General features: G+C 39.9%; 17 protein-coding genes. 10 read left to right on the top strand and 7 right to left on the bottom strand.

The features are described 5' to 3' along the window. Window positions 1-31 precede the first annotated feature (31 nt). The 3 genes from WAA15_RS22605 to WAA15_RS22595 are packed head-to-tail and all read left to right on the top strand — an operon-like array spanning window position 32 to window position 2146. Window positions 32-490, top strand: coding sequence for a hypothetical protein (locus WAA15_RS22605; RefSeq protein ID WP_337045123.1), 459 nt, complete (start codon window positions 32-34; stop codon window positions 488-490). 13 nt (window positions 491-503) lie between these two features. Next, a complete protein-coding gene (locus WAA15_RS22600; RefSeq protein ID WP_337045121.1) occupies window positions 504-1448 on the top strand; it encodes an NAD-dependent epimerase/dehydratase family protein in 945 nt (314 codons plus the stop codon). After that, window positions 1445-2146 carry a DUF4386 domain-containing protein gene (locus WAA15_RS22595; RefSeq protein ID WP_337045120.1) on the top strand — a complete coding sequence of 234 codons (702 nt, stop codon included), beginning with the start codon at window positions 1445-1447 and terminating at the stop codon, window positions 2144-2146. Before WAA15_RS22600 ends, WAA15_RS22595 begins: the two co-directional genes overlap by 4 nt. Window positions 2147-2219: 73 nt before the next feature. Here the strand turns inward: WAA15_RS22595 and WAA15_RS22590 are convergent, their stop codons facing one another. Then, window positions 2220-3173, bottom strand: coding sequence for a hypothetical protein (locus WAA15_RS22590; protein ID WP_337045119.1), 954 nt, complete (start codon window positions 3171-3173; stop codon window positions 2220-2222). Window positions 3174-3385: 212 nt separating this feature from the next. Between WAA15_RS22590 and WAA15_RS22585 the strand changes: the two genes are divergently transcribed. Next, complete coding sequence (locus tag WAA15_RS22585) at window positions 3386-4636, top strand: MFS transporter (RefSeq protein WP_337045118.1); 1251 nt, start codon at window positions 3386-3388, stop codon at window positions 4634-4636. On the opposite strand, the gene WAA15_RS22580 is transcribed toward WAA15_RS22585, so the two are convergent. From WAA15_RS22580 to WAA15_RS22565, 4 genes are all read right to left on the bottom strand, one after another. Next, window positions 4633-5070, bottom strand: coding sequence for an NUDIX domain-containing protein (locus WAA15_RS22580; RefSeq protein ID WP_337045117.1), 438 nt, complete (start codon window positions 5068-5070; stop codon window positions 4633-4635). The two genes, WAA15_RS22585 and WAA15_RS22580, sit on opposite strands and share 4 nt — an antisense overlap. 59 nt (window positions 5071-5129) lie before the next feature. Continuing rightward, window positions 5130-6647, bottom strand: coding sequence for a S10 family peptidase (locus WAA15_RS22575; protein WP_337045116.1), 1518 nt, complete (start codon window positions 6645-6647; stop codon window positions 5130-5132). Window positions 6648-6823: 176 nt separating this feature from the next. Continuing rightward, window positions 6824-7579: a carboxypeptidase-like regulatory domain-containing protein gene (locus WAA15_RS22570; RefSeq protein WP_337045115.1), complete on the bottom strand. Its 756-nt coding sequence runs from the start codon at window positions 7577-7579 to the stop codon at window positions 6824-6826. A gap of 58 nt (window positions 7580-7637) precedes the next feature. Continuing rightward, window positions 7638-9104: a PKD domain-containing protein gene (locus WAA15_RS22565; RefSeq protein WP_337045114.1), complete on the bottom strand. Its 1467-nt coding sequence runs from the start codon at window positions 9102-9104 to the stop codon at window positions 7638-7640. A 428-nt stretch (window positions 9105-9532) separates the two neighbouring features. Here WAA15_RS22565 and WAA15_RS22560 point away from each other — a divergent pair, with 428 nt between their 5' ends. The 5 genes from WAA15_RS22560 (at window position 9533) to WAA15_RS22540 (ending at window position 14907) form a co-directional block, all read left to right on the top strand. Then, window positions 9533-9964 carry a hypothetical protein gene (locus tag WAA15_RS22560; RefSeq protein ID WP_337045113.1) on the top strand — a complete coding sequence of 144 codons (432 nt, stop codon included), beginning with the start codon at window positions 9533-9535 and terminating at the stop codon, window positions 9962-9964. 248 nt (window positions 9965-10212) lie between these two features. Further along, window positions 10213-11262, top strand: a complete 1050-nt coding sequence (locus WAA15_RS22555) for a sensor histidine kinase (protein ID WP_337045112.1) — start codon at window positions 10213-10215, stop codon at window positions 11260-11262. 123 nt (window positions 11263-11385) lie between these two features. After that, the gene (locus WAA15_RS22550) at window positions 11386-12498 is read left to right on the top strand and encodes a sensor histidine kinase (RefSeq protein WP_337045111.1); all 1113 of its coding nucleotides are present in this window, start codon (window positions 11386-11388) and stop codon (window positions 12496-12498) included. 54 nt (window positions 12499-12552) lie between these two features. Next, the gene (locus WAA15_RS22545) at window positions 12553-13341 is read left to right on the top strand and encodes a LytR/AlgR family response regulator transcription factor (RefSeq protein ID WP_337045110.1); all 789 of its coding nucleotides are present in this window, start codon (window positions 12553-12555) and stop codon (window positions 13339-13341) included. A gap of 240 nt (window positions 13342-13581) precedes the next feature. Then, the gene (locus tag WAA15_RS22540; RefSeq protein WP_337045109.1) at window positions 13582-14907 is read left to right on the top strand and encodes a hypothetical protein; all 1326 of its coding nucleotides are present in this window, start codon (window positions 13582-13584) and stop codon (window positions 14905-14907) included. A 64-nt stretch (window positions 14908-14971) separates the two neighbouring features. Here the strand turns inward: WAA15_RS22540 and fmt are convergent, their stop codons facing one another. Beyond that, window positions 14972-15868 (bottom strand): methionyl-tRNA formyltransferase, encoded by an 897-nt coding sequence (gene fmt, locus WAA15_RS22535; protein WP_442892824.1) that lies wholly within the window; start codon window positions 15866-15868, stop codon window positions 14972-14974. Window positions 15869-16120: 252 nt separating this feature from the next. Here fmt and greA point away from each other — a divergent pair, with 252 nt between their 5' ends. Next, window positions 16121-16594, top strand: a complete 474-nt coding sequence (greA, locus tag WAA15_RS22530; RefSeq protein WP_337045107.1) for a transcription elongation factor GreA — start codon at window positions 16121-16123, stop codon at window positions 16592-16594. Window positions 16595-16691: 97 nt separating this feature from the next. On the opposite strand, the gene WAA15_RS22525 is transcribed toward greA, so the two are convergent. Next, window positions 16692-17948, bottom strand: coding sequence for an MFS transporter (locus WAA15_RS22525; protein WP_337045106.1), 1257 nt, complete (start codon window positions 17946-17948; stop codon window positions 16692-16694). Window positions 17949-18156: the final 208 nt, after the last annotated feature.

Here is an 18156-nt window from a genome sequence, read left to right as displayed (position 1 = left end):
TTTTTAATTTAATATCTAAATAATTACAAAAATGAACACAAAACAATTACTCGTTTTCTTATTATTATTTGTTTCAGGTACAGCTTTTTCACAAAGCAAATTCTCGGCAAACGAAATCAGTATTAATGGTTTCCGCAACCCGTCGGTTGGGTTAGAGTACCGTCGTCATCAGGTTTCTGTTCATGCAGGCTACTACCCCACTGCTTTTAAATCTGGCGAAAACACTAATTTTTTCAAGGCAGGAGTAACACTCTGGTTTCTGCCTGTGGGTAAAAAAGAAAATCCCTCATCGTTCTACGCCGGAGCCAACTATCTGCGCGGATTCAGCCGCGACTACGAAGGCAAAAACGCCTTAGGTGTTGAAGCTGGTTTCAGATGGATGATTTGGAAAGGATTAAATTTCAGAATCGGTGGTATAGCCGTAGCAGCAAAAGGTGAAAGCCTGAAGATAAATCCGACACCCGGCCTAAGTTATTCTTTCTTCTTTTAAAATACTTTTATCAATGAAAACTATCTTAGGAACGGGTCAGCTAGGGCTTACAATTATGGAGACTTTACTCCGTAATAACCCAACAGAAAACATATTATTAGTGAACAAACAGGGGAGATTAAACATCAATCTCCCCAAAAATGTAAAACTTATCGGGGCAGATGTAACCAATAAACAACAACTGGAAAACATTGCTCGGGAGTCAGAAGTGATTTTTAGTTGTACAGATGTACCTTATCAACTCTGGGCCGAGTTTTATCCGGCCGCTGCTTCGGCGCTAGCTTTTGCACTTGAGCAAACATCGGCTAAACTGGTATTTGCCGATAACCTTTATTCTTATGGAAATGTAAGGGGGCAGGAAATGACCGAAAGTATGTCTCATACAGCTACTTCTAAAAAAGGGCAGATAAGAGCTTCTGTTATTAAGACTTTGTTACAGGCCAATAAAACAATAAGTAATCGGGTGGCTTTTGTTAAAGCTGCCGATTTTATAGGCCCAAGAATACACAAGGGGGTTTTTAGTCTGAATTTCCTGGAAAGGTTACATCAGGAGCACACCATTATGTTAGCTGGTAGCTTATTGCTTCCTCATACTTTTACTTACATCAGAGATTTTGCCACAGCCATGATTAATGTCGGAACTGCTAATGATACTTTCGGACAAATATGGCATGTTCCTAATGCTCCGGCCCTGAACCTGAACCAGTGGATTAAACATTTTGAAGCAGAAACAGGTAAAAAAGCTAAAGTTATGATATTACCTAAGTTTGTTGTCAGGCTAGCCGGTTTGTTCGACCCTTTACTGAAAGAACTTTACGAACTGGCTTACCAGTTTGAATATCCGTATCTGGTCAGCCATCACAAATATGTAAGTCGTTTTGGTAATCATTATACTAATCATTTAACTATCATTCAGGAAACACTCCAATGGTATCAATCTCTCCAAAAAACAACATGAAAATAAATCATATTATCGGGAGCTTCTTAATTGCGGGTGCAATTGCGGTTCTTATTCCATATACCTTGCTAACCATTATTTTTCAATATCCTGATATTTTGCGTGAAGAAACCTCTGTTGTATTGACGAGGTTTCATGAGGGCGGAAAAACCTTAATCTGGACATGGTTTGCTTTTGCCATTACAGGTATTCCGCTGATTCCTGCCTATATCATGATTGGCCAGAAATATGAAAGTAAAGCTCCGCTTGTGCGTGTAGCAACCATTATAGGGGTTATCGGGCTAATAGTGCAAATGATTGGCCTTTTACGCTGGACATTCGTTGTGCCTATTTTTGCTGAGACCTTCGTGAAGGCCACAGACGAAGCCACCCGCGCAGCGGCTGTGGTATCGTTCAAAACCATTCATCAGTTTGGGGGTGTTATTTTGGGAGAATATCTGGGGCAATTATTTACCATTATCTGGACAATCCTTATTTCTTTTTCCTTTGCCCAGTTAAAGCTGTTTCCGCGATGGGTAAACCTCTTAGGCTATATAAGCTCGGTTATTTATTTAATGGCTCAGGCCGAATTATTTGCCACCATTATGCCTGATTTTCCGGTGTGGAACATGGCAGGTTTTATTGGCAGCACACTCTGGCTGGTATGGCTGATTATTGTGGGTATAATGTTTTTCCGAATCGAAAAAACACACGCATAAATACACTATGCCTTAAAATAAAAAAAGTGTTGCCAAAAACAGGCAACACTTTCCAACATATTTAAACGTATTACTAACCTTTTTTTCTCTTTGTTGGTTTTGTCTTTTCTTTCTCTACTGTTACACCGTTAGTAGTAACTGTGTATTTTAAATCACAGGTACCATCTCCATAATCGACAACTTTTGAATCGCCCGTGAAAGGCTTGATTTCGATAGTTCCGCTCACAGGAAAACCTCTTGATTCCTGACAGGCGTATTTCACAACTAATGTTTTGGTAATATTGGCCGTAAACTCGGTACCATCACTTGACTTGGCATTGGTACTACCCGTAGTTTGTGACTCATCGTCATCTTTTGTGGCAGTCCCTTTGTTATCAACAGTACGTTTCTTTGTACTGGTGTAGGTAATTACCTTATTTGTATTAGTATTGGTAATTGACATATTGGTAAGTTTCTCACTGGCAGTTGCTTTGCCATTTGCTACGGTAGTAGTAATGGTATGCGAACCATTCAGAATGAGCGTGTCTCTCTTCAGATTTTCATAATTGACAGTACGTGTAAGCGTACCTGAAAAACCTGAATCGGGTTTAACAGGCATTGTGATAGTCAGTTTTCCGCCAACGGCTTTGTCGTCGCAGGTACTTACTCCAGTGTAATCAAAAACAATGGTAATAAGATTATTGGCAACGGTTTTGGTTACGTTTGCGCAATCATCGTCAAGCTTTCCTTTCCAGGGCCTGTCCCAGCCTGCACCTAGTATCGGGAAATGCCCCCCCCCGTTAGGATGCCCTTTATCGTCGGCACCGGTTTCACGGAAATTCCGCCCACCAAAAGGCAAAAAGGTAATGTCATCAACCAATTCGTAGGCATCTTCCGACTCATCCTGAATAGTCTGGTTATCGGCTACAACAGCTGCTGCCTGCGAATCCGGCGTAAGAGAATCACTCGTCATGTCTTTGTTACAGGCTGTAATCAAAAACCCTAAGGCCAGACTAAGCGATGCCATTTTTAAAACATTCTTTTTCATCGATTTTAGATAGTTTTTTAGTAGTGAACAAATAAAGATTTGTGTACACTTCTACTCATAATTAGCGAAACATTATTTAAATAATTACCAGAACTATACACAATGACGAATCTCTTAAAGAAAAGGGTTGCACCAGATGTATTAAAATATTTGAAATGATATTTTTAATTAATACGAGGCAGGATTTCACAAAAATTGTACTTTGTTACTGAATGATATTTCTAAACAAAGTTTGTTTTGGAAATACTTGGCGATATGCTTTATTTTTGCAAATGGAACAACAATCTGATAGTATATTCTCTCTCCAATACTGGCTTCTCTGCATAAGTTCACTGGTTTTCTTTGCAAGTTTTAATATGCTTATACCTGAACTGCCTGATTATTTATCAAAATTAGGAGGGGCAGAATACAAAGGTCTTATCATTAGTCTTTTTACACTTACCGCAGGGTTTTCGCGTCCTTTTAGCGGGCGTCTCACCGACCGTATCGGCCGTGTTCCTGTAATGGCTTTTGGTTCTCTGGTTTGCTTCGTATGCGGGTTCTTCTATCCGTTGGTAACTAGTATTTACCCGTTCTTGTTTTTAAGATTAGTTCATGGCTTCTCGACAGGTTTTAAACCTACCGGAACCGCCGCTTATATTGCTGATATTGTTCCTGCCAACAGACGCGGCGAGGCTATGGGAATGCACGGCTTAATGAGTAGCTTCGGAATGGCGTTCGGCCCGGCTTTAGGTAGCTGGATAGCCGATACTTTTTCGATGAATGTGCTGTTTTATGTTTCTTCTATGTTTGCGCTTATTTCAATTGCTATTTTATATAACATGAAAGAAACTCTGCCACAGAACCAGCGTGAGCGTTTTTCGGCCAACTCGTTAAAAATTAAACAAACCGATATTTTTGATGAAATGGTTTTGCCTGCTGCTACTGTTATGTTTCTGACATCGTTCAGCTTTGGGGCAATTGCAACGCTTTCGCCCGACTTAAGCAAAAGCATTGGTTTGCATAACAAAGGTTTATATTTTCTGATTTATACGTTAGCTTCTTTGTTTATCCGTTTTGCAGCGGGTAAGGTTTCTGATAAAAACGGCCGGATTCCGGTATTACGCTGGGGTTGTTTTGCCTTGATTATTGCCATGGGTTTTACAGCTTTTGCACATAATATTTACCTGTTTATAATAGCTGCTGTTTTCTTTGGCATTGCGCAGGGGGTGCTCTCTCCTATTTTACAAGCATGGACTATTGACCTATGCGACGAGAACAATCGCGGACGAGCGTTGGCTACCATGTATATTTGTATGGAAGCCGGTATTGGTTTGGGAGCTTTTTTATCGGCCGAGATTTACCACAACGTTATCAGCCGAATGCCTTATGCTTTCTTAATTATGGGAAGTCTGGCAATTCTGGCCTTTATTTATCTGTTTTCAGGAAAAGTGCGCCGCATGAAATTAAAAGAGGCCTTCTAAAACCATAGCTGGTTGAGCTTACCTATATAGACATCTGGCAGGTTTCCGGCTAGATACGCCTTTATATGTTCGCTTACATTCGGGTAAAGATGTACCTTATCAAGGTCAGCTATCTTTATCCACTCAACTGCCAATGCAGAAGTATGCACTGGATTCAAGACAGGTATACCTTCGGTTATTTTACCTTCAAAAATAAAATGAATAGTTTGTTTATGGTGTTCAGGGAAATGCACCTCCCCTACCATAATCAAGTCGCCTATACTGGCTTTTACTGATAGCTCTTCTTCCAACTCCCGCGAGAGGGCATCGGCCAGAAACTCACCAAATTCAAGATTTCCTCCGGGAAGATTGTAAACATCCTGACCACCATAACAGTAATGCATGGTCAGGATACTATCATCTTGTATGATTAAAACAGCGGGTCTGATTTTCATAGCTATTCTACTCAAAGTGGATTCATGGATAATAATAGGTATTTACAACAAAACACAAGTTATTTAAACGCCGAGTCATAAAACTTATCTGCGTCTTTCTTTAATTTAATTAACGATTCTTTGTGGATATACATCATGTGTCCGGCTTCAAAATAGGTAAAATTTACGTTTTTCTTTTGTTCAGGGCGCAACATCATGTGATTAAAAGTATATTCGGCTGCAAAATAAGGCGTAGCCAAATCGTAATACCCTGCGGCAACCCATACCTTTAAATACGGATTTTTCGACATTGCCTGACGTAACGTTTCGCTCACATTCAGATACTTGTTCTGCACATTATTGTAATTCCAGGGTTGTACTCTACCTGTTAGAATCAGATAAGGCAAATCGTTTTCATACTTTAACTCCTGACGAAGATAATGGTTGATAGTTCCCGAATAAGGTCCTGAGATGGTGGCATCAAGGCTTGGGTCAAACTCGTAGCGTTCTCCGGCGTTGTCGTAGTCAGTACCTGTAAACCTTCCGTCCAGACGGCCTGCGGTTTTACCTTCGTCACGTAATAGTTCTTTCACAAACCGACTGATTTCTATACGGTTATTGGCACGTTTTATATATTCTTTCGACAAGCCCGTAAATTTGCTTAGTTTTTCGGTAACCATTGTTTGTTCGGCTTCAGTTGCCATATCTCCTTTCATTAATACAGTTGAGTATTCGTTCAGAACGAATTTTTCAACCTCCCGAAGTGTTTTTTGCAAATCGGCCTGATACTCAGGAGCTATTTTTTTATGATACCATGCCATGGCTGTATAAGTAGGCAGAAAAAGCTCGTACGGCAAGTCATTGCCTTTATCAAAAAGGGCTGTCTGAAAATTCAGGATGGAAGAAATCAAAGCAATACCATTGATATACATATTGTATTTGTCTTGCAGGTAGCCCGATAAACCCGCTGCTCTGGTAGTACCGTAGCTTTCGCCTGCCAGAAACTTAGGAGAACCCCAACGGCCATACTTGGTTGCGTGTAAACGAATAAACTCTCCTACCGCCTCAATATCTTCTACATAACCCAGAAACTGACGCTCATTTTCCCCTTGAACTGCTCGGCTATAACCTGTATTCACGGGGTCAATAAATACCAGATCGGTTTTATCTAACCAACTGTATTCGTTATTTACATAAGAATATGGCGGAGCCAGAGCTTCTCCCTTGTCGCTCATCGGAATACGTTTGGGGCCTATACAGCCCATGTGCAGCCACACCGAGGCCGAACCCGGGCCACCATTGAAAGTATAGGTAACAGGGCGTTTAGTTACATCACTTACGCCATCTTTTGTATAAGCTATAAAGAATATATTTGCTTTGGGTTTGCCGCTTTCATCTTTTAAAACCATGTATCCTGTGCGGGTAGTGTAGCTAATGGTTTGCCCGCCAATGGTAATCTGGCCTTTGGTTTCTACTGGTGCAGGAACTATCTGGGCAATTACAGGTTTTTCGTCATTTTTTTTGTCATTATTCTGTGAAAAGCCCGTGATAGCCCCACAAAGCAGCCCCAGAAGGATAGTCTGTTGAATTTTTTTCATACGTTTGGTTAATAGTTAGTTGGGCAAAAATAGAAAAATTTGTGAGTTTGCAAGAAAATATCATCCATAAAAAAAGGATTCTTCAATGAAGAACCCTTAAATTAAAGTTGTGTGTGGTGAAACCTAATTTTAACAAAACTAACCCTATGTATTTTATTTGTTTACGACATCATATCTTACTTGATTAATATAGTAAGCTCATATATTTCAGCCAACTCGTAAGGAGGCACAAAAACACCCGTGGCCGAATCGCTATAATCTTTCTCATCATAACGTACTTTTACTTTTAGCTTCCTGCCATTACTCACGTCTCTTGCCGTAATCTTATATTTTCCTACGGGTATATCATAAATATTATAATCGTCAGCTGCGGCACGGCGCACTAGAGTTTTACCAGTACTCCCGTCAACCAATGGGCCATCAGGCACTAACGTCAGTTCTATATTCTCTCTTTCAATGGTATCGAAATCGTGGTGTATTTCAAGTGTACCGCCATAAAAGCCATCATCGCCAAAGTTTCCTGTTCTTTTACCTGTTAGTTTCAGGGTAAGATTCTTGATAGCACCATCGTAGGGCGAAAACTGGCTGTCATTTTCAGTAAAAAGAGCTAAATCATAGTTTTGCCCATTATATTTTACTCTTACACTCCCTCTCACATAAAATGAGCCTGACGCTATGCCAGTAGGGAGTTTAATACTGTAATTACCGTTTGCATCAGAATAACCAATGCGTGCATCCTGATAATCGAGGCTATTGGCTACAATTTTTGCATTGGCAATAGGTTTATTATTGGCATCGGTTACCCTTCCTTTTACAATTCCTTTTTCTACTTTACCCGAAGTGTTATCCGCTGGGGTGGGTTCGGTTGTTTTATCGGTAGTGCATGCCATTGCAGACAAAGACAGCATCAGGCTATATATGATTGATTTCATGGTTTTATCTGGATTTCTAGCGGGCAAACATAACAGCATATATCTGCCCGAAATTTGTTTATAGTTTATAGAGATTTGTGCCTGCATTCGCAGCAAATGTGTTAGCCGATGCGGCGTCGGCATTGATTTCAGCATCAGATGTATACATGATACCATAACCACCGCCATTGCTGATACGCGTATTTTTGATACTTACTTTTGCCCCTTTGCCATAGGCTGTTACAGTAGCTTTTTTACCCGACACAATTACGGTGCTTCCGCCACCACTTACTTCGGCGTTTTCAATTACGTTCAAGGCACTTACCGAGTACACAATTATGCCTCTCCAGTGTGTTGTATTTCTTGAAGACCCCGTAATAAGCACTTTGTTATCGGCTGTTCCTTTGGCTGATAAATACCCATTGCGGTTAATACTAATCATGGCATCTCTGGCTACTTCTACTATTACTCCTGGTTTGAGTGTCCAGCCTGTTTCAATAGCCATATTACCTAGCAAACGATAAGGTGTTTTATCTGCAAAAGCCGACCAACTCACATTTTGCCCATCTTTAATATCTGACGAACTTATTTCCACTACGTCGCGCCCATTACCCCCTGTAAACTTCGAGGCCGCATCGAGCAAAGTAGCATTATAGGCATCTATCAGAATACCCGCTTCGGTTTGTTTGGCAAAGCTATTACGAGCAAATGCACGAAACACCGAGCCATTCTGTACATACAACCCATAACCATCGTTACTTGTAAAGTTGCAATCTGTGAGGCTTATCTGCGCCTTATTATTGCCAAACATTGCCAAACCTGCTTTTGTATTGGTAAAAGCAATTTTGCTACCTCCGAACTCAATATCAACAAAAGCTAAAGCATTGGCAGTACTAGGAGAATATAGCTTTATACCTGCCCAATAGCTTTTTTGGGCCTGAATACCCGTAAACCTGATACGTTGTTCGATTACCCCCAACGCGCTGATAGTACCCTTTTCTTCAATACTAAGGCTTTTATCGCGGTCAAATGCCATTGTTACGCCTTGGTCAATGGTCAGTTCAGCACTTACCGGAATATCTTTCGTTACCAGATAATCAGCTTTAACGGGGTCAATAAAGCGGTCAAACAAACGTGTTTTGCTGGTAATAGGTTTATCTAACGTAATAGGCTCAGTATATTCTGCTTTTATCTTTATACGGTCCTGACTTTTTTCTGAACCATCGGTTACGGTCAGTTCAAATTCATAGTATCCGACAATATCAGGGGTAAAGTTGGGCTTTGCTGTGTTTGCCTGCGCCAACGTTGCATCGCTGTTGCTGGGTTTCCTAATCATTATCCAGTTAAAAGTTTTACTATCTTTTCCGGTCGAAGCCGAGCCGTCTAAAGTAACAAGTTTTGTAGGTAAAACATCTTGGTCGGGGCCTGCCTGTGCTTTCAGTTGTATGTCAGGTGTAGGCTTAGGTGTTTCTTCGGTTTCTTTACATGATACGAGCGTACTGCCTACAAGCAGCAACAACGCCCAAAGTGTTGAAGTGATTTTCATTTTTTTTGATAACTTTTTCATAATTGATAAATAGCAAGCATGTAAAGAGGATTCTGGCAGATGATTTATTGCTCTAAAACTTCTGATACAGATTTTCCTCTGACTTCTTGAGCATCACAAAATTATCCTGACCGTGTAGGTTTAAACTAACTGTTTAGGCTTAAACTGCGCATTCGGGTGGCTAAACTGCTATATTATCAGGATGAAGTGAAGAAATTTGACCAAGCAAGTATTGCTTTTATATTTATGTCTGTATGAGAGAGTTTTTATGCAATTGATGTCTAAAAATGGCTGATTCATGCACCCAAATTGAGGTTTCAGACAGTGCAACATTTAATAATACCTACCAAACCCTACATCTTTGCATGGCTGACAACAAGTTTGTACAGCAGTATTTTCTTATTCAAAACAAAATTATGTAAACAACAATGAAAGCATTACGTTACTCTTTAAAATCAGTATTAGGTGTATTAGCTATTTTTACCTTGCTACTTGGCTCATGTAAAAACCATGACTCGCCCACCCCTGACCTAGCCACTCAGGCAGCAGGCAATTATAATTTTACAGAAATTGTGTTTCAGGGTCAAACCATACCTGCTTCTGAAACCAGCATTAAAGGTTCTATTCAGATTACCCGCAAAACGGACTCAACAGTAGATGTGAAACTTAATATCCGTCAGAAAGCTACTAACGATGAGTTTATGGTTGAGTTTGTAGAAGGAGTAGTGGTGTCGCCCGGAAGTGGCACTATCGACCTGTTCTATGAAGGCGAAAGAGTAGCACAAATAAAAGATAAGAAACTCATGGTTAACAGCGTTGATGAAGCCGGAGAATCCTTTACACTAGTGGCCGTTAAATAATGTTATTATATTCAAGGTACTGCTTTGGTTGTTTCTGTCAGGCAGTACTTTGTTTTCATTTTTGCCAGACTCTTGCCTTGTTTGCGCTGTAATTTTAACGGCAATAAATACAAATCATACAGCATTTTTATCAATTCATACATAAAAGCAGGTTCATAAAGTTATTCTATGAAAACATAGCTGATAAAATAGTTATTTTTGAAGATTAGCTGGAGCGCATTATCCTCAAAATACGCTGATACTATTTTATGAGGCCGAGTTTTTTTTCAAAATATGAATGGTGGTATCATCTGTCGATGATGCCCATCTTTTTTGTTGCAGGTAACTACTATTTTATTGGCGAAACTTATTTCTCCAACCTACGTACCTTTCTTATCGGGACAGAACTCGTTTTTGTGCTATACTGGTTTTCCATTATCATGCTAACACTGGCTATCCGCTGGGTAATAGCCCGTTTCCCGATGGTTTATCAAACAAAGCAACGTTTGTTAATCATGCTTATATTAGTCGGAAGCATGACCATGCTGCTAGCTGTTTTTGATGTATGGGCTTACAGCATTATACCTTATCTTGGCGTAGCGTTTGTCTGGCAAAAAATATGGCCTATCATGATACTGGGGCTTTTCTTTGATGTTTTCCTGTGCGCTGCTTTAGGTTTATTCTATGCTTTTGAAAAGTGGAAACAGCATCAGGCCGAAAACGAAAAACTGGAACGTATTACCCTTCAACGCCAGTTCGATGCTTTGAAAGGGCAAGTTAATCCTCATTTTCTGTTCAATAGTTTAAATACGCTTTCATCGCTCATTGGCGAAAACAAAGAGTTAGCCGAACGCTTTGTTGAAGACCTTTCCAGAATATACAGGTATATGTTACAAGCGGCAAAGGTCGAATTTGCCAGCCTATCAACCGAACTCGAATTTCTGGAAATTTATACAAGGCTGCTCAAGGTACGTTATGGCGACGGGCTGCAATTTGTATTTCCTGAACTGCCCAATCATTCAGGCATTATTATTCCTCCTTTAAGCCTCCAGATACTTGTCGATAATGCCATTAAACACAATATGATGTCGGTTAGCAAGCCTTTAACCATCAGCCTTGAAGTACTACCCGATAAAAGAGTTATGGTACAGAACAACCTGCAAAAAAAGATTCGGAGCATGGATATGCAGGAGGCCCTGCTAGCTAACCTTCAGGCCAAGTACACATTTATTTGTGACGACCCCGTGGAGGTAATCAAAGATGATACCCATTTTACGGTAATTCTGCCTGTAATTAAAGAAAGACTTCCCACCAGTTAGGAATCAAAAATATGCAATCCATACAGTTTTTATTGAGTTTGATACAAGGTATCAGTTAAAAGCAGCCTTAAATTGACTTATTTTTGTTAGTTAACCATAGAAAAGGTTTCATTTTATAGATTTATGAAGAATCTGCTTGCAAATAATTTTACCAAAAAAACCGAGGCAAAGACAAGCTGGTCTTACTTACTTACCATGCCTGTGTTTCTGGTATTCTTTAGTTATTTGCTGGTAGGCTCGTCTTATTTTTCTGATATAAAAACATTTCTGGGCGCAACCTCTCTTAATCTGATTATTCTTACCTGCACCTTTTTAGTTCAGAACTACGTTAATACCCTTATTGCTCAACGGTATGCAGGCTTGGGGCAAACCATTCAACGCGTAGGCATTTCGGTACTTACACATGCCATTTTATCGGCTATTTTTCTGGGGCTAGTAGCTACCTTATACATCCGTCTAAGGCTTTTTGGGTCTACACTTAGCTACATGACCTTGCTCATTATATATGTCATTAACATGATGGCCATTGTACTGACAATGGTTATTCAGGAAACATTTCACTCGCTTGGGCATTGGAAACAACACGAGGTAAACAAAGAAAAACTGCTGAAAGAAAACATTCAGGGGCAACTGCAAAGCCTGAAAGCACAAATAAGCCCACATTTTTTATTTAACAGCCTTAATTCACTTTCAACACTCATTACTGAGGATTCGGAAAAGGCAGAAGAATTTGTTGACCAGATGGCACGGGTGTATCGCTATTTGTTACAAGCCAATCAATCAACCGTTGAGGGCGACACCACCAGCCACCTGACAACCCTTAACAATGAGTTAAATTTCATTGAATCGTATTATCATTTGCTTAAAACCAGATACGGCGATGGCCTGCATCTGAACATTAGCGTAAACGACAAATACATGGGGCATCTGATTCCACCCATAACTTTACAACTACTGGTCGAGAACGCCGTCAAGCACAATGTTATCAGACCAAGCCGCCCGCTCACTATTAATATCAACACCACTAATGATGGTTTGCTGGAAGTACAGAACAACCTCCAGAGAAAAAGTGTGTCGGGGCTTGAAAACCTCGAGTCAACGCAAATAGGCTTAGCCAATATTCAGGCAAAATATAGCCTGCTTGCACAAAGTAAACCTGAAATAAGTCCTCCTGTTATCGAAAACGGCCCAGATTACTTCACGGTTACATTACCTCTGATTATGAAGTCCATGTAAAAATACGCTATACTAAATATCTGAATAAAATTAACTTAAGAACTACTGTTTATCATGAATGCATTGATTGTTGAAGACGAAGCGTTATCGGTCCGTCGTTTGAAAAAAATAATAAATGAAATAACTTCCGAAATCAATGTAATAGGAGTTACCGACAGCATAGAAGATACCGTTGAATGGCTGGAAACAAACAGAGCGAATCTGAATGCAGACCCTGACCTTATTTTTCTCGACATTGAGCTTTCAGATGGACAGAGTTTTGAAATTTTCAATCGGACAGAAGTAAAAAGTACTGTTATTTTCACTACTTCTTATGATGAATATGCCTTGCAGGCTTTCAAGGTTAATAGTATTGATTATTTATTAAAGCCTGTACATCGCGATGATTTACAACGTAGTTTAAACAAATACGAAGCCTTAAAAGTACATTCAAAACCTGCTCAGGACTCGTTAGGTGGTATCAAGAAATTACTCGACGAACTCAAAAAGCACGCTACGCCCGAATATCGGGAGCGGTTTCTGGTAAAACAGAACCAGAAACTACTTTCTATTGAAGTAGGTGAAATTGCTTACTTCTTTACCGACGAAAGATATAGTTTCTTTACAACCCATACTAACCAGAAATTTCTGGTCGACTACACTTTAGATGAAATAGCTGAAACCCTTGACCCCGCACGTTTTTTCAGAATTAACCGCGCCATGATATTAACCCACAAAGCCGTTGAAAAAATGGAGCCTTATTTCGGAAGTCGTCTGGCTTTAACGCTTCGCCCTTCTTACAACAAACAAGCCTTAGTTAGCCGCGAAAAGGTAAGCGATTTTAAACTCTGGATGGGAAAATAACTAAAACGTAAATATCCGATAACAATAGTTTCAGGAGGGTTTTCCCTCCTTTTTTAATAGCCATAAAGCTCATTTCTGAACAATCTACACATACAATTCATCAGATGGTTCCTACATTTCTACAAGCCAATTATACAGTTCATACATACACCGATTCATATACTCTATGAAGTAATATAAGTTTGTATCATGTTTTTGACATCATCACATTATATGAAAAGCTATTACTTTAAAACAATTATGAAAACATTACAAGCTATTGTTATTACCTTACTGGTATTAGTCGGCCTGTTTTCCTGTGACAATAATCGGGAAAACATTAACCCTGATAAGCCTGTTTCAGGAACACCAACCGAAGTAGGGAAACCTCTGGGTGCTACTACATCAAAAATGATTGGCCCACAAGGTGGCAGCATTACAACCTCTGACGGTAAACTTACCCTTACTTTTCCGGCCGGAGCAGTAACCAAAGAAACTAATATTACCATTCGTCCTGTCGAAAACAAAGCATGGGGTGGTGTAGGCACAGGATATGAGTTCGGCCCTGATGGTAGCGAATTTGCCAAAGTTGTTACTTTTACATATCATTACACCGACCGTGAAATTAACGGCGCATCGCTAGATAACATGGCACTGGCTTTTCAGGACCAGAAAAAAGTATGGCAAATGACCAGCCCGCTAGTGGTTGATAAAGCTCAGAAAACCATTACAGGTTATATCAAGCATTTCAGTTGGTGGTCAATGGTAACCCGTTATCGTCTTGTGCCAGAATACGATACCGTGTTAGTAACACAAACCAAAGAACTAACGGTTGAATACCTCGAAAATGGAGAATGGCCCTGGACAACCACTTCTAAACCAATACCAGACATAGAATTATTATATCCGCTGATACCCCCAAAAGTTGCAGACCGCACCGATATTGCCAAACTTTACCTGAATGGCGTTGACTGCACCACCTCTGCGCCTAAAGACCCATCAGCAGGCTTGTTGGGTTATGCCAATAAAGGAAATAAAGCAGTTATTATGTATACAGCTCCGGGTAAAAAACCAGAAGATGCCTATAATCCTGTGGCTATTAGCGTAGAGTTATCGCACGCAGGCAAAGCCAAATTGATGCTTGTGAGCAATCTATTTATTCATCAGGAGAATACGTTTAGCGTAGATGGGTCAGGAGCTAGCAAGATTACCATTCATGCAGCATACAGCTCAGGCATATTGTATATGTCGTTTGAAGACAACTCGTCTAATTTACTCAATGTTTATGCTGAGCATTTCAAAACAGGCAAGTTTTCTTTTAATACAAAAGACACCTACGTTGGTGCCATTCATTACTCAAAGAAAAAAGGCGGGTCTTCTATATACAAGCATTGCCGTGAAGAAAAGAGCGAACAAGGCGACCTGATTATTGAAAAAATTTATAAGTCCGATGGCAAAACTATCATGAAAGGGCAGATTGTCGGAACCGTTTGTACAGACCATGCTGCTGACGAAAAATGCAATGTGATTCTTCATGAAACCATGAAAGTTAGTGCCAACTTTACAACAGTAGTTAATACCAACTAAAAGCAGGAATCCGTCCTTTGATAAAAATAACTTATCAAAGGACGGATTCCTTTATATATTCTTTCTAAATTCTGAAACCCCTCAGAAAATCTTCTACGCCCATTTTCTTTTTTCCTTCAAGTTGAAGCTCTTTTATTTTCAGAAGTTTATCGGCACATTTGAATGCCAGAAAGGTTTTTCCGTCTGACTGCATTTCTCCTGCTTTTGCTTCTGGCGCATCTGTGTCAGTCAGTTCAGACTGGTAAATTTTACATATTTTCCCTTGCAGAGTTGTCCATGCAGCCGGATACGGCGAAAGCCCCCGAATAAAATTATGCACCTGCGCTGCCGGCTGATTCCAGTTAATTTCACAGGTTTCTTTAAATATTTTTGGAGCTGGTCTTAATTCCTGACTTATGTCCTGAGGCAACTGCGGGTAATCGTTTGCTTCGATAGCCTTTACGGTTTTCAGTACCAGATTAGCCCCCCTTTCCATTAGCCTGTCATGTACTGTGCCGGCATTATCATAAGGGAAAATAGGCTCTTTATCAACGAAAATAATATTGCCTGTGTCAATCTCCTGCTTAATAAAAAACGTAGTTACGCCTGTTTCAGTATCTCCGTTAATTACAGCCCAGTTAATAGGGGCCGCTCCACGATACTGCGGCAATATTGACCCATGCAAATTAAAAGTGCCTTTTGAGGGCATTTTCCAGACCACCTCTGGTAGCATCCTGAAAGCCACAACCACCTGTAAATCAGCCTTATAGCCTCTGAGTTGTTCCAAAAACTCAGGGTTTCTGAGTTTTTCAGGTTGCAATACAGGTATCCCCTGTGCAACTGCATATTTCTTTACAGGTGTTTCGTGCATCAGCAAGCCTCTGCCTGAGGGTTTGTCGGGTGCTGTTACCACAGCCACAACTTCGCAACCATTCTCTACCAATTTTTTCAAGCTCGCCACGGCAAAGTCTGGCGTACCCATAAAAACTATTTTCATTTTTTCTTCGTTATAGAATTAAGTAGTTCCAAAAATACTTAATTTCAAAAAATCTTTGTACCTTTGTTATCTAAATTGCACAAATGAAACAAAATCGAGCAAATAAAGTATTTTTTCGAGTAAAATTCAGGTAGTTTCTTTGATAAAATTTCAAGTTTTATCAGGAACGGTCGAATTTTCGCCGTTCTTTTTTTGTCCACCCCTCAGCAAAAAGGGGTTTTTAAATTTATAAGAGATATGTCAAAAATCCAGTATTACACCGAAGAAGGGTATAATAACCTAAAAAATAGACTTCACGAACTCAAGACCAAAGGAAGGGCTGATATTGCTCGTCAGATTGCAGAAGCACGTGACAAAGGTGATTTGTCTGAGAACGCCGAATACGACGCGGCTAAAGATGCTCAAGGCTTGATGGAAATGGAAATTTCGAAATTAGAAGAACTGGTAGCCAATGCACGTATTTTAGATGAATCGACTATTGACACCTCTAAAGTATCGTTGTTGTCGAGAGTAAAAATAAAAAATAAGAAAAACGGAGCTTTGATGACTTATACGCTGGTATCAGAAGAAGAAGCTGATTTGAAACAAGGTAAGATTTCTGTTAATTCTCCTTTTGGAAAAGGCTTATTCGGCAAAAAAGTAGGCGAAATGGCGCAGATTCAGGCCCCTGCCGGACTAGTAGAAGTAGAAGTATTGGAAATAAGCAGATAGTTTTCCCTCACACAAGACTTATAAATATTAATTATACTGGCATCTCCTATAAAGAAAGACCACTTAGCAGCTAAGTGGTCTTTCTTTATATACCGATTTATTGATTTGGTGTTCTTTCTAATTTAAAGGCAAAAAGCTCTTTTGAACGTACAAAAAGCGTGGCAGCAATAACGAGCGTCATGACCCCACCGAAAACAACTGTCTGAATAGGGCCTATCAGTTTTGTCAAAGCGCCCGATTCAAAAGCTCCTAATTCGTTAGAACAACTAACAAAAATTCCATTTACAGAACTTACTCTACCCCGCATATCGTCAGGTGGCAACACCTGTAAAATGGTTTGCCTGATAACCACACTTATACTATCAAAAGCTCCTGTGAGAAACAACGCCCCTATCGACAGCAAGAAACTGGTCGAAAAAGCAAAAATCAGCGTTGCTAGCCCGAATCCGGTTACTGCTATGAGCATATTACGCCATGCTTTATGGGTAGGCGGAAAATAAGCCGTTCCTAACATGGTTAAAACGGCACCTACTCCCGGAGCAGCCCGCATAATGCCCAATCCTTCGGGTCCTACATGCAGAATATCCTTCGCAAAAACAGGCAAAATGGCTACTACTCCACCAAACAAGACCGAGAACATATCAAGCAAGATGGCATAAAACAATATTTTATTACGCACCACAAAGCTAATACCTTCTTTGAGGCTTTGCACAACACTGCCTTGTTTTTCAATATTCTGAATACCTTTTTTCGAAATGCGAGAAACAAACACGAAAGCTATCAGAAAGAACACAATTACCAATATTAAAGTATCTGTAAGCCCTAGCCACGCATAGAAAAAACCACCTAAAGCTGGCCCCAAAATGGAACCAGTCTGCCAGAACTGGCTACTCCATGAGGCAGAGTTAGAATAATGTTCGGCTGCAACCAGAAAGGGTTTAAGGGAGGTCCAGGCAGGGCCATAAAACCCTCGGGCCACGCCCAGAAAAAACACAACCAGATAAATAAAATTCTTTTGTTGTGTCAGGTCGAAACCATGTTCGGCTGATGGATGCGTTACCCATAGTAAAAGTAAAGAACACATCATAATAATGACATAACAAACCTGTATGATGGTTCTTTTATCTTTGCGGTCGGCAAAATAGCCCCCAAACAACGCCAGTGAAATATATGGAATTGCCTCAAAAAGCCCGATAAGCCCTAGCGTTAAAGGGTCGTTGGTTTTATCATACAGATAATAACTGATAACAATCTCCTGAATCAGAATAGCAATTGTAAATAAAAACTGGGCTGTGATGAAATATCTGAAGTCAGGATACCGGAGGGCAGCATAAGGGTCTTTTGCCTGTTTCATGTTTTATTAATTTAGAGGGATAAAACCCTCAACGTGACACTTTTTCTCTCAGAACAGGTAAAACCTGTTTCTTATTTTAGTACAATTTTTATCGAAAAACAGTTTGCCAGAATCAATTAATTTAATCTGATTTTCATACAGATAATAACACTCAACACAATTTTTTAAATTATGTTTCGGTTTTCTACAAAGTAAAGATTTTAAACTA

Source organism: Emticicia sp. 17c, from assembly GCF_037153985.1.
GTDB lineage: Bacteria > Bacteroidota > Bacteroidia > Cytophagales > Spirosomataceae > Emticicia.
Note: the sequence above shows the minus strand (reverse complement) of the source record. Positions and strands in the feature narration are given on the sequence as shown.

Coding starts and splice junctions, on each gene's coding strand:
- WAA15_RS22605 (WP_337045123.1), top strand. CDS start 32: ATGAACACAAAACAATTACTCGTTTTCTTATTATTATTTGTTTCAGGT.
- WAA15_RS22600 (WP_337045121.1), top strand. CDS start 504: ATGAAAACTATCTTAGGAACGGGTCAGCTAGGGCTTACAATTATGGAG.
- WAA15_RS22595 (WP_337045120.1), top strand. CDS start 1,445: ATGAAAATAAATCATATTATCGGGAGCTTCTTAATTGCGGGTGCAATT.
- WAA15_RS22590 (WP_337045119.1), bottom strand. CDS start 3,173: ATGAAAAAGAATGTTTTAAAAATGGCATCGCTTAGTCTGGCCTTAGGG.
- WAA15_RS22585 (WP_337045118.1), top strand. CDS start 3,386: ATGATATTTCTAAACAAAGTTTGTTTTGGAAATACTTGGCGATATGCT.
- WAA15_RS22580 (WP_337045117.1), bottom strand. CDS start 5,070: ATGAAAATCAGACCCGCTGTTTTAATCATACAAGATGATAGTATCCTG.
- WAA15_RS22575 (WP_337045116.1), bottom strand. CDS start 6,647: ATGAAAAAAATTCAACAGACTATCCTTCTGGGGCTGCTTTGTGGGGCT.
- WAA15_RS22570 (WP_337045115.1), bottom strand. CDS start 7,579: ATGAAATCAATCATATATAGCCTGATGCTGTCTTTGTCTGCAATGGCA.
- WAA15_RS22565 (WP_337045114.1), bottom strand. CDS start 9,104: ATGAAAATCACTTCAACACTTTGGGCGTTGTTGCTGCTTGTAGGCAGT.
- WAA15_RS22560 (WP_337045113.1), top strand. CDS start 9,533: ATGAAAGCATTACGTTACTCTTTAAAATCAGTATTAGGTGTATTAGCT.
- WAA15_RS22555 (WP_337045112.1), top strand. CDS start 10,213: ATGAGGCCGAGTTTTTTTTCAAAATATGAATGGTGGTATCATCTGTCG.
- WAA15_RS22550 (WP_337045111.1), top strand. CDS start 11,386: ATGAAGAATCTGCTTGCAAATAATTTTACCAAAAAAACCGAGGCAAAG.
- WAA15_RS22545 (WP_337045110.1), top strand. CDS start 12,553: ATGAATGCATTGATTGTTGAAGACGAAGCGTTATCGGTCCGTCGTTTG.
- WAA15_RS22540 (WP_337045109.1), top strand. CDS start 13,582: ATGAAAACATTACAAGCTATTGTTATTACCTTACTGGTATTAGTCGGC.
- fmt (WP_442892824.1), bottom strand. CDS start 15,868: ATGGGTACGCCAGACTTTGCCGTGGCGAGCTTGAAAAAATTGGTAGAG.
- greA (WP_337045107.1), top strand. CDS start 16,121: ATGTCAAAAATCCAGTATTACACCGAAGAAGGGTATAATAACCTAAAA.
- WAA15_RS22525 (WP_337045106.1), bottom strand. CDS start 17,948: ATGAAACAGGCAAAAGACCCTTATGCTGCCCTCCGGTATCCTGACTTC.